Source organism: Leptolyngbya sp. 'hensonii' (assembly GCF_001939115.1).
Lineage (GTDB): Bacteria > Cyanobacteriota > Cyanobacteriia.
This window is the reverse complement of record NZ_MQTZ01000042.1, coordinates 335664-347248: the sequence shown is the minus strand read 5'-3', so window position 1 is coordinate 347248 and position 11585 is coordinate 335664. Positions and strand designations below refer to the sequence as shown.

The following is an 11585-nucleotide window of genomic DNA, read 5'->3' as shown; positions in this document are numbered from 1 at the left end:
CTCTGCCCATACCAGTCGTCTGGCTCAGCAACAATGGCTCAAGTGGCAAGCCCAAGGATTGTTCCTCTTCTGGTTGCCACCCTACTGTTCTGAGATGAATCGGATCGAGGAGCAGTGGCATCAACTCAAAACCCATGAAATTGCTGGGCGGATGTTTGAGCATGAAGTTGATTTAGCCGATGCGATCATCGAGGGAATGCAAGCTCGTAGTAGTAGGGGCAATTACTCCCTGGAACGTTTTATATTTAATTCCTCCTGACTACTTATCTCCAGCCAGAAACGCCAGATCCCGATCGTGCAGCACCTGACGCAGGGTTTGCAAAATCAGTCGCTCTAGGGTTTGCCGAGCTTCCGGAATATTAAGTTGGCAGCACAAATGATTGGCTTCTGTGGCGATCGCCTCCAGTTCAGTGAGGTGATTCAACTGCAGGGGCGCAGCGCCATTTCCTTCCACCATTTCCTGTTCCAATGCCCGGAGAGCGGTGAGGGCTCGATGGCTGATCGCGACTTGGGCCGCAACCTGCAACTCCTGCGGGACATTTAACTCATCCCGATGAAAGGCCATCAGCACCCCATAGTTATCTCGATAGACCTGGGTGTAAAGCTGGTCCAGGCGCATCAGGGTTTCCTGGCTCAGAAGGCGCATAATCCGATGCCGTTCCTCGGCAAACAGATCCTGCAAACTGTAAGACTTACCTGTAAAGTGCTCATTCATCGCCAGAATGGCATGGGCAGCACTCGCTTGCTGCAGAGAAGCAAACAGATGTTCCTTCATCTGGCTGTAATCGCGACGCCCGGAAAAGGGTTGGATACAACAATGGAAATCCCACCCTCCCAAATGTAGGACGGCGAAAACGAGATGGGCCTGCTCCCGGGTAATTTCTGAGATCAGTTCCAGTTGCCCCACAGCCAGGGTCAGCGATCCCAGACGCTGCAGTTGGTAGTCCGTTTGCCGAATCGTGTAACAGTAGACGCGCTGTTCCTGGGAATAGGACGTAAAAAGGGAGCTGATAGCATAGTGAGCTGATACCTGTTCCAGGGGAATCTGGGCAGAAGATACCAGGTGACGGTAGATATTCCCACCATGCTTGAACTGTTCAATGTTACTGGGAGCCTGGCTTAAGTTTTGGATCAGAGTCTGCTCCACCTGAATCCCAGTGACATCACCAGCCAACTCCAGTGCCCGTGCAGCATAGCGCAAAATCTGTACCCCTTCGGGGCGGGAAATCTCTTCAAAGAACCAGCCACAACTGGTGTACATCAGCAGGGCATGCCGTTGCATCTCCAGTAATCGCAAGGCATCCACCTTTTCTTCATCGGTGAGAAGGTGAGTCTGGTGCTGGGCCAGAAAGTGATCGACATTAGCGGTTGAGCGATCGCGAATCACCTGAATGTATCCATCTCTGGCCTGCCAGGGGTCTCGGAAAAGTTTCTGGCCAGCAGTCTGATAGATCTGGGCCAGTTGATCCCGTAGCCAGTCCAGGGAATCCCGCAGCGGACGCCGCCACTTCTGGTGCCAGACCCCGCCTTCCCCGCCACAGCCGCAGTCATCCTGCCAGCGATTAACGCCATGGCTGCAGCTCCAGGCCGTGACCGCCTTCAGCTCCACCTCCCAGGTAGGTGGATGGAGACTGAGGTAATGGGCAAAGTTAGTGACCGTCCAGCCCCACCGGCGAAACTCAGAGACAAAGGCATAAGCCAGGGTCTTCTCCGTTCCCCCCTTATGGTGGCCAAAGGTTTCCCCATCTGTTGCCACGGAGATCAACTGGGCTGGTCGATGATCCCCACGCACAGCCTGCCCCACCCGCCCTACAAAGTGATGGGAATTAAACAGCACATCACTGAAGCCCATATCCCGGGAAATCGGGCCGTCATAAAAGAAAATGTCGATAGAGTGACGGAGATCAGAACGGTTCAGGTAGCACCGATAGGGTCTGGTGGGATCAATCTGTCCTCCCCCAACAGCCTGCCATTCCGGCTGAGGCCGGTCTGGTTCAACCAGGGGACGACAGCGTAGCGCCTGGGAAGGAGCCAGGATAATGAACTTGATTCCCTCTGCAACCAGAACTTCCAGGGTGGCATGATCTACAGCAGTTTCTGCCAGCCACATGCCCTCCGGATCGCGTCCAAAACGAGAGCGAAAGTCTTCTTTACCCCAGCGAATCTGGGTGTATTTGTCCCGATCGTTCGCCAGGGGCATGATGATGTGGTTGTAAACCTGGGCGATCGCATTGCCATGACCGTTCAGGCGAGCACAACTGCGGCGATCTGCCTCCAGAATGCGCTGGTAGACTTCTACATCATGCCGCTCTAACCAGGTCATCAGGGTCGGCCCGATGTTAAAGCTGAGAAACTCATAGTTGTTGACGATCCCAATAACTTCTCCTCGATCGTTCAGGACTCTGGCAAAGGCATTGGGGCGATAGCACTCGTAATGGATGCGCTCATTCCAGTCATGGAAAGGGCTGGCACTGGGCTGGCGTTCGATCGCATCCAGGTAAGGATTCTCTCGGGGAGGTTGATAGAAGTGCCCATGAACCGTTACATATACACCCGTTGCCGTCGAAGGGGGCTCAGTTACAGATTGATCCCCGAGCATAGTTGGCAGCATGGCTGATCCCAGGTCAGTGAGGGGATGGGATGGACCATCAATACCAGGGAAAGCAGCACCTGAGAACGTGGCATCAAGAGAGGTCATGGGAAAGATATCCAAAGTAATAGGGCCGTTAGCAGAAACATGGCGGCAGCGTATGCAACGCCTGAATTAGCTTGTCGGAGTATCAGCGTTGTGATAATCCGAAAATTCTACAGATCAATGACTATTGAATCTTTGAAATCAAACTTAAATTCTTCCCAGATCAACAGGACTGAATTTTGGTTGGTGGTCTGACAAACCTGCTCAAGGACAGGTTGATCCGTTTCTTACCAGGAGCCAAATAGAACTTATCACCCTGCCCCTACGGGAAGCTGTCAATCCATCAGGCCTATCCCCACCCTGGAACGAGGCGATGACGCAACGATATTTCGAAACCTTAAAAATTAGGTGGCTGAGCTTGTTAAGGGGGACTTTCTATTTCAGCATGGGATCTGGCTAGAAATGCCTATACTGATCAAGGTTGGCACTTCCTCTTACTTTAAGGGGTGGTCCCAAGGTTGCCGTAATCCTTTACGATCGTTTTAGCGAAGAGTAACGATTCTTTAAATTACTGGCCACAGCATCGATCGATACCCAGACTCTCCAACAGTAAATCGCTGACCGCATTGGCGACCGCAAATTCACTGAAGAAGCTTTTTGAGAAATCAAAGGACTGCATCTCTGTCAAAATAGCGATTACGAGAGAGCCCAGGTCATTTTCTCCTTCCATCCGCTGCCGCACGAAGACCTGCGTGGCCTGTCGGGCAATTTGCCGGTTCACAGGTTCTGGAATGAATTCCTGATCGAGCCACTGTTGCAATGCTTCGTAAAGCCATTCCCCCTCCTGCTGAGGGTTTCTGGCAGGAGGTAAGGTCAGGGGTGGAATCGGTTCCGTCATTGATGCCAATCCATGCAGTTTGATATCCCTACTATCATCCAAGCATACGCCAATGGTTACTTCCTGATGGCAGATGATGCCGGTGAATTGGACTGGTACACCAGTAACAAGCGGACCCTCATCCCTCTGGATGATCGATTCCGCTACCCGACTTCCCTACGCCGGGCACTGAATCAAGAGCGATTTACGGTAGCCATCAATCGGGATTTTGAAGCCGTGGTCTCTGGGTGTGCCAATCGGGAAACCACCTGGATTTCACCAGAATTACAGGATATTTACGGAGCCCTTCACCAGGCTGGTTGGGCCTATAGCTTTGAAACCTGGCAAGGAAATCAACTAGCAGGAGGAATTCTGGGGATTGTAGTGGGGGGAGCATTCATCGGGGAATCCATGTTTTACCAGATTCCGGAAGGGTCCAAAGTGGCCCTGGTCAGGCTGGTGGAATGGTTACGATCACGGCAGTTTGTGCTGTTCGATGCCCAGATGATGAATCCCCATCTAGCCCGCTTTGGAGCCTACTATGTCAGCGACATCCAGTACCTGGCCCTGCTGGAGAAGGCTATACAACAGCCCTGCACCTTTCTTTAAGGTTTATAGCTGTCAACCGCCGATCGTAAATTCCCCTGATGGCTGGCCAGAAGTTGTTCCCCGGATTCTGGGTCCAGACCGGTCCAATGCATCAGTAGGGCCAACTTCACCCGCCGTCCGCTCCGCTCTAGCAGATAGCCTGCTTCTTCGCGGCTGATATCCGTCAGATCTTGCAGAATTCGCAGAGCCCGATCGTGTAATTTGCGGTTGGTTACTGAGACATCCACCATCCGATTGCCATAAACTTTACCCAGCTTAACCATCGCTCCAGTCGAGAGGATATTCAGCGCCAATTTGGTCACGGTTCCAGCTTTGAGGCGGGTAGACCCCGCTAGAACTTCTGGTCCAACCAGGAGACGAATATCCACATCAACCGTTGCCCTGACCTGCTCCTGAGGAACACAGGCCATAAAAATCGTCGTTGCGCCCCGCTGGCGAGCAGCCTGTAATGCACCGTGGACAAATGGGGTTGTGCCCCCTGCCGTGATTCCCAGCACCACATCCTGGGCGTTTATCCGGTGGTGAGCGATCGCAGTCGCACCATCCTCTGCCCGATCTTCCAGGTCTTCCGAACTGCGAATCAGGGCTGCAGCCCCGCCAGCAATGATGCCCTGAACCAGATCCGGAGGGGTGCAGAAAGTAGGCGGACATTCTGCTGCATCCAGAACCCCCAAGCGACCACTGGTACCCGCACCGATATAAAATAGCCGTCCCCCCCGTTGCAGGGCTATGGCAATACAGTCAATTGCCTGGGCTAATTCCTGACGGGCCGCAGCAATGGCTGTGATCGTTCGAGTATCTTCCTGGTTAAAGACATCTACCAGTTCCAGAGTAGTCATCTGATCCAAGCTCTGGCTGTTGGGGTTAACCTGTTCCGTCAGCAGGTGCCCCCGCTGTTCTAAAATCTCTGTCATCTTCAAAAGTTTAAATTTGGGGTTTTTACAATAGCCCTTCCAGTCGTCGTCGGATCTGTTCCAGTTCCGACGTGGAGAAGGAAGAATCTTTCGGGGCTTCCGGTTGCCAGTCGGTCTGCTCCAGGTTCTGCTTCACGGGCAAGATCAGGTCTCCGTCCGGAATCAGTTCATAGTCGTAGTCGGCACTCTCGCAAAACTCAATAATTTCTGAGTCATCAACGGCTTCTACCGTAGGGGGCGGAAAATCCTGAGCTTCCAGCATCAGGCTAAAACGGGTGGCATCGTCTTCCGACTCAAACATTAGGACCAACTCCCGCTGGCCTCGTTGAGGATGATTAATCCGGAAAGTGTGAATTCCCTCATTTTCGGTTCGGGCATTGAATAAGAGGACAAACACGCGCATGGGTTCTTGCAGAGGTAAGCTGTCTTCCTATCTTAGGGGAATTGCTTCCCTCAATTTCATCGCGGGTACGACAGGGAATTTACAGAGGACGGCGGTGGGAAAACCTAGGTACTACGGGCATTCTGAATTGTTCTTAACAACGTGGATTTCAGAACTTTCCCGCTTTTTTCACCTTCTCTTCCTAAGGTATTACTGTAGACAACCACCAGTCTATTCCAGCCTGTCACACTTGCAACTTAAACTACATCTGCAGAGGTTCCCCATGCCAGCCACATCAAACAGCATTTTCAAACAGATTATTCAGTGGCTACAGCAGTTGTTAAGCCCCAAGAAGAGTAAGTATCAACCCCAGAAGATTTTGCTGGAGCAATCCAGCAGCCTGACCCGACTGTTGCTGGTGGAGCGAGACACCTCCAGAGCAGTTCGCACCTGGCGCAGCATTCCCAAAAATGGTAGCTATGACATCTTGATTACCTGTGACCACTTACAGAAGGTGCCAGGTGAAAAAACGATTGAGAAGGCCAATCCAATGGCAACCCATCGCTTTAGCGTGGTCAAGATATCTCGTATCCCTGGCTCGAATGGAACCAGGAAAATCACCCCCCTCTGGAGCGCAGATTTCATCTGGGTCGGTTCGGGGACTGCAGATGCCAATCGCTATGCTGTTGTGATCACAGACGCGATCGCCAAACAGATGCTCGGTGTGCCAGATTCTGAGATTGACTGGGCCTGGGAAGCAAAATCCTATACCAAGCAATATGTTGGAAATACTGTGGTCTACCCACTAACAGGAACCCAGGTTGAGCCGGAAGCTACTCAAATTGGGTCCACCAGAACTCAAATTCAATCCGGTGCAACCCGGATCCAGCCCAAGCCCGTCAAAGGGCAGCCATCTGGGGTGACCAAGTTACAAGCCCCTGCCGGTCAACCTAAGGGCAGTGGGTCACAAGCCACCCCAGGGCAGCCCTCGGCGAAATCCCCCAGTACGGAACCTTCGCTGAGTTCCGGGAAGCCCAAGACAGGTCAGTCCACCGTCACTAAAATACAGACAGCTCAGACTACCGCTAAACCTCAGGCCAATCCAACCCGGCTGCAAACGCCTAAAACTAATTTGCAGGCTGCCAAGCCCAAAGCAAGTTAACCGGTCCATAGCCGGTACCGAAGACCCCCGGAAGTATGCTAAACAATAGGTTGGCACTTTAGGCTTTTACCTGTCCCAACCTGATGGCCAACTCCTCCAATTCGGGCAATCGCCGTCGTCCCGACAGGCAATGGTTATGGAAGGTGCTGAGCGGCGTCAGCATTACCCTGTCATCCCTGACTGTGGCAGGAATGGTTGGTACTGTCTTTTGGGTGAACCATTTTGCCCGGGAAGAACTGGCCCCGCTGGTTGAGGCCAGTCTGAGTGAAGAGCTGGATCGACCGGTTAAGTTGGGGCGGGTAGAAAGAGTTTCCCTAAGTGGGTTGCGGTTTGGCCCTTCTGTGATTCCCGCCACCCCCCAAGAACCCGAACGGCTAAATATTGCTGCGATTGAAGTGGATTACAACCTGCTGCGGTTTCTGACTGAGCAGGCTGTTTATCTCCAACTGCGAGTTATCGGAGCAGATATTTACCTGCAACAGCGGAAGGACGGAAGCTGGCTCCCAGAACTGGTGACGGAAGAGGAAGAAGAACCGGGGCTGGTCACCGTCAGAGTCGAATCTGTCAAACTTCAGAATTCCAAGGTGGCCCTAGCTCCCAATCCTGAAGCGGGTAAGCAAAGACCTGTGATTCAACTGTCCCAGGTCAATGGTGAAGTCGCTATTGCGTATCAGGGGGGGGGGCAGGAAGTTCGCCTGAACCTCACAGCCCAGATGGTGAAGGGTGGGAACGCAGATATTCAGGCTGTTGTGACACCGGGGGCGATCGAAACTCGCGCTCAGATCCGGGGGCGGAATTTGTCTGCAGCAGATGTGAGCCGACTGTTACCCCTGCCCATTGATCTGCGGGCAGGTCGTCTGGATGCTGATTTGGAAATCAAAGTCGATCGCGGAAACGAGCCCAGCCTATTTGGCACCGTAGATTTCAAGGCTTTGACCTTGACTGCTCCCGGGCTGCCTCGGCCCCTGACGGGGACCTTTGGCCAACTCCAGTTTCAGGGGCAGCAGATTCAGTTCAAGAACGTCCGTACCACCTATGCCCAGATTCCCCTACAGGTGGAAGGTGGCCTCAACCTGAAAACCGGCTTTGATCTGATGGTACGGGTCCAGCCTACCCGCATTGCTGTTCTCCTGGATGCTTTTACTGTTAAGCTGCCTGTGCCCGTGATGGGTGAAATTCGGGCAGATTTGCGCATCGGGGGTCCCCTTGACGCGCCCCGAGTCGCTGGCGTCGCTCAAAGTACCCAACCGGCCCGGATAAATGGCGTCGAGTTTAAGCAGATCCAGACCCGATTTGAGTTGAATCAGCCTGTGCTGTATGTCCGATCGTTACGGGCGCTGCCTGCGAGTGGTGGGGAGATCCAGGGGAAAGGGCAGGTGAATCTGGCCTCTGGAGCGATCGCATTCAACCTGCAAGCCGATGAGATTCCGGGAGATGCGGTAGCCCGTGATCTGGGTGTGGCCCCTGGGGTTAAAATCGGCGCAGTTTCAGCCATTGTGACTGTTTCCGGTCTGGCCACCCGTCCCCAGATCTATGCCCGCTGGCGAGCCCCTCAGGCGGCCTATCCCGGCAGTGGGGAACTCATCATGGCGGGAAGTCAGATTCTCCTCCGCAACACGGTCTTGCGGGTAGCTGGAGGCACAGTAAGGGCTGAGGGTGTGATTGCAGAAGGGCGCTTCCGGGCGATCGTGGAAGCCTCTCAGATCCAGCTCCAGCAATTGGCGAAGGGTCAGCGGGGGCTGGCCAGTGGTCGGGTGAATCTGACCGGAGACCTGGCCCAATTCAGTGCAGCTAAGGTAAGGGCTACAGGCCAAGTTCGCCTCTCAGAAGGGATCGCCCCCCTGCGTGGCCCCTTGGTGGCAGCCTTCCGCTGGGATGGTCAGAAGCTCTTTCTGGACCGGGCGACGGCCCCTGACTTCAGCGCCGATGGAATTATCTACGCCAGACTGCAGGGAGCCGGGGCTCCAACAGTTACCGCCCTCAACCTCAATGTCCGGGCAACAGATTACGATTTGCGGGAACTGGCCGCAGCCTTACCCAACACCCCCCTGCCTGATAACTTTAGCTTTTCTGGACGGGGCAGTTTCAATGGTAAAGTCACAGGAACTCTCAATAATCCCTCCGTCGTGGGCACCCTGCGGCTGAATAACCTGGTTGTCAATCAGGTGGCCTTTGACCCTGTTTTACGGGGGACGGTGAAATACTCCGGGACTGCTGGTGCAGATCTACAGTTAGCCGGGAAGAACGATCGCATCGCCCTCAATGTGGACCGTAACTTCCAGCCCCAGTCTTTTTATCTGAAACGGGACCGGGCGATCGCGGCGGGTCAAGCCCAGGGAGATATTTTACGGGTTAAGATCGAGAATTTTCCGATCGCCCTGGTCAATCCACCCACTCCACCTGGGCTGGGACCCGCCAAAGGTGAGGTCACAGGAACTTTTGATGTCAATCTGGCCCAGCGCACCGCTAAAGGGCAGGCAACCATAACCAACCTGGCCTTGGGAAATATCAGTGCTCGGGAAGTGTCGGGCACCTTTAATGTGGATCTGGCTCGACAGACCGCGTTAGGCACAGTGACCATCCTGAAGCCAACCTTCAATGCTCTGAGTGGGGACAAATTTCAGGGGCAGATTCGGTATGCCGATGGAGTGGCCACCCTGATTGGGGGAGAATTGCAGCGCGGTGAAAGTCGTTATGCCCTGGATGGGAGCTTGACTCTGGGCGCAGACCCTCAGTTCAAAGGTAAGTTCAAAGTAGCTCAGGGCAACTTGCAAGACCTGTTTGAATCCCTGCAATGGTTTGAGATTTCAGATCTTTTGCGCGGAGCCCAGGCACCGACTTACAATCGGGCAGCAGAGGTGCAGCCTGTACCGGTCGGCAAGACCGATGATCCGCTGCTGACCCAGTTGAAACGAGTTTCTGAAATTCAAACCCTGTTCCAGCAACAATTAGCCCAGCGCAATGCCCAATTGCTGCCAAAGCTGTCTGATGTCACAGGCACCTACAGCGGGGAAGTTGAATTCAGTGGGTCTCGCCGGACAGGGATTGAAGCGAACTTTGACATTCAGGGGCAAAACTGGGGCTGGGGAAAACGCTACTATTCCGAAGGGGAAAAGTTGCGATCGGACTATCGCTACTTTGCCGAGAAGGCTGTTCTTAAGGGCAGTTTCAATCAACAGGGGTTGACCTTGTTGCCCTTACGCTTCCAGGCTGGGGAAACGGTGCTGGCCTTTACAGGGCAGGTGGGGCTGGAGCGGCAGGCAGGCCAACTGCGGGTAGAAAATTTACCCGTTGAGGCCCTGCAGGATTTTGTCGCCGTTCCTCTGAACATCACCGGTAAGATCAATGGCAACGCAACCCTGGCTGGAAATCTGCTGAATCCTCAGGTGGTTGGAGAACTGAATCTGGATGAGGGCACCCTGAATGGGACACCGGTCCAGAGTGCTCGTACCGGCTTCAATTTTAATGAAGACCGACTGAGTTTTGGCACAACCGTAATTGTGCAGGGGCCAGAGCCAATTCAAGTGACAGGCAGCCTACCGATCGATCTCCCGTTCACCCTGGTTGCCCCCGAAACAGAGGAAATCAGCCTGGATATCAATGTCAAGAATGAAGGGCTGGCACTCCTTAACCTCCTGAACAATCAGGTTGCCTGGGTGAATGGTACGGGCGAGTTAAATCTGCAGGTGCGGGGAACCCTGGACCAACCTCTGGCTACGGGAACAGCCCGAGTTGAAAATGCCACGTTCAAGGTCCAGGCTCTACCGGAACCCCTAACTAAAGTGAATGGGACGATTCGATTTGACCGCGATCGCATCGTCCTGGAAGACAAGGGAATTCAGGCCCTGTTCAGTGATGGCCAGGTGGTGGCCCAGGGGATTTTGCCCATTTCTGCCCGCTTCCGCTCCAGTGACTCGGCCCAGGCTGAGGCACTGATGGTGACGATGAATAACCTGGATCTGAACCTGAAGGGATTATATCGGGGCGAGGTAGATGGCAATGTGGAAATTACGGGAGCCCTGCTGAATCCCCAGGTGGGAGGAACGATCCGACTCACCCGGGGCCAAGTGCTTCTGCCTGATGAAACAGCCGTCCAACGAGATGAAATTCAGGATATTGACCTTGGAGATGAGTCTGAATTAACCTCTCCCCCTGAATTCAATAACCTGACTTTGGTTCTGGGAGACAACGTACTGATTACGCAGCAACCCATTCTGCGGTTCCTGGCTACCGGAGAGTTGATCTTGAATGGCCCCTTAGACGATCTCAGTCCCAAAGGAAAAATTCGCTTGGTGGCGGGTCAGGTGAACATTTTTACCACCACCTTTAATCTGGCTGGTGGTTATGAGCATACTGCTACCTTTACCCCCAAGGACGGCCTTAATCCGACCCTGGATGTTCGCCTGATTACCTCCGTGCCAGAAGTTGTGCGTCAACGGGTTCGCTCTTCCACCTCCATTTTCGCGTCGAATGAAACCGAGGACGTTCCAGCAACCAGTCTGGGAGCCTTGCAAACTGTGCGGATTCAGGCCAGGGTTCAGGGCTCTGCCCGTCGTATTTTTGACAATCTGGAACTCACCAGCAGCCCCGCCCGGACTCAAACGGAAATCATTGCCCTGCTGGGTGGCAGTTTCGTGAATACCCTGGGTCGGGGAGATAGCACCCTGGCCCTGGCTAACCTGGCAGGTTCCGCCCTGCTGACCCAGATCCAGAATGTCATCGGCAATGCGATCGGGTTCAGCGAGTTCCGTCTGTTTCCCACAGTGATTACTTCAAAGGATTCCCGGACCCCATCCGATGCTTCTGCTTTGGGTCTGGCGGCAGAAATTGGCATCGATATTACCAGCAATCTCTCCCTCTCTGTGTTGCGGATCCTAACAGTAGACCAACCGACACAGTTCGGATTGCGCTATCAACTGAACGATCAGTTGCGGGTCCGGGGCTCGACCGATTTTTCGGGAGACAATAGGGGGGTTGTAGAATACGAAACCCGCTTCTAGCAGGCA

7 protein-coding genes and 1 pseudogene are annotated in these 11585 nt (G+C 53.8%); 4 read left to right on the top strand and 4 right to left on the bottom strand.

The features are described from left to right. Positions 1 to 106: pseudogene (locus BST81_RS28885) on the top strand (IS630 family transposase); the annotation flags it as partial. A gap of 153 nt (positions 107 to 259) precedes the next feature. Here the strand turns inward: BST81_RS28885 and BST81_RS15660 are convergent. After that, entirely contained in the window at positions 260 to 2698 is a 2439-nt protein-coding gene (locus BST81_RS15660) for a DUF3536 domain-containing protein (protein WP_363080183.1), read from the bottom strand. A gap of 505 nt (positions 2699 to 3203) precedes the next feature. After that, positions 3204 to 3533: a hypothetical protein gene (locus tag BST81_RS15655; protein WP_075599433.1), complete on the bottom strand. Its 330-nt coding sequence runs from the start codon at positions 3531 to 3533 to the stop codon at positions 3204 to 3206. A gap of 12 nt (positions 3534 to 3545) precedes the next feature. Here BST81_RS15655 and aat point away from each other — a divergent pair, with 12 nt between their 5' ends. Beyond that, positions 3546 to 4121 (top strand): leucyl/phenylalanyl-tRNA--protein transferase, encoded by a 576-nt coding sequence (gene aat, locus BST81_RS15650; protein WP_075599432.1) that lies wholly within the window; start codon positions 3546 to 3548, stop codon positions 4119 to 4121. Here aat and murQ read toward each other — a convergent pair. Beyond that, the gene (gene murQ, locus BST81_RS15645; RefSeq protein WP_075599431.1) at positions 4118 to 5035 is read right to left on the bottom strand and encodes an N-acetylmuramic acid 6-phosphate etherase; all 918 of its coding nucleotides are present in this window, start codon (positions 5033 to 5035) and stop codon (positions 4118 to 4120) included. The two genes, aat and murQ, sit on opposite strands and share 4 nt — an antisense overlap. Positions 5036 to 5060: 25 nt before the next feature. Further along, a complete protein-coding gene (locus BST81_RS15640) occupies positions 5061 to 5438 on the bottom strand; it encodes a DUF3110 domain-containing protein (protein WP_075599430.1) in 378 nt (125 codons plus the stop codon). A gap of 262 nt (positions 5439 to 5700) precedes the next feature. Here BST81_RS15640 and BST81_RS15635 point away from each other — a divergent pair, with 262 nt between their 5' ends. Together BST81_RS15635 and BST81_RS15630 are read left to right on the top strand one after the other, a co-directional pair. Further along, positions 5701 to 6579 carry a hypothetical protein gene (locus BST81_RS15635; RefSeq protein ID WP_075599429.1) on the top strand — a complete coding sequence of 293 codons (879 nt, stop codon included), beginning with the start codon at positions 5701 to 5703 and terminating at the stop codon, positions 6577 to 6579. An 83-nt stretch (positions 6580 to 6662) separates the two neighbouring features. After that, a complete protein-coding gene (locus tag BST81_RS15630) occupies positions 6663 to 11579 on the top strand; it encodes a translocation/assembly module TamB domain-containing protein (RefSeq protein ID WP_075599428.1) in 4917 nt (1638 codons plus the stop codon). Positions 11580 to 11585: the final 6 nt, after the last annotated feature.

What these genes read in the sequence shown, in the direction of transcription:
- aat (WP_075599432.1), top strand. Translation starts at nt 3,546, where the DNA reads ATGCAGTTTGATATCCCTACTATCATCCAAGCATACGCCAATGGTTAC.
- BST81_RS15630 (WP_075599428.1), top strand. Translation starts at nt 6,663, where the DNA reads ATGGCCAACTCCTCCAATTCGGGCAATCGCCGTCGTCCCGACAGGCAA.
- BST81_RS15640 (WP_075599430.1), bottom strand. Translation starts at nt 5,438, where the DNA reads ATGCGCGTGTTTGTCCTCTTATTCAATGCCCGAACCGAAAATGAGGGA.
- murQ (WP_075599431.1), bottom strand. Translation starts at nt 5,035, where the DNA reads ATGACAGAGATTTTAGAACAGCGGGGGCACCTGCTGACGGAACAGGTT.
- BST81_RS15660 (WP_363080183.1), bottom strand. Translation starts at nt 2,698, where the DNA reads ATGACCTCTCTTGATGCCACGTTCTCAGGTGCTGCTTTCCCTGGTATT.
- BST81_RS15655 (WP_075599433.1), bottom strand. Translation starts at nt 3,533, where the DNA reads ATGACGGAACCGATTCCACCCCTGACCTTACCTCCTGCCAGAAACCCT.
- BST81_RS15635 (WP_075599429.1), top strand. Translation starts at nt 5,701, where the DNA reads ATGCCAGCCACATCAAACAGCATTTTCAAACAGATTATTCAGTGGCTA.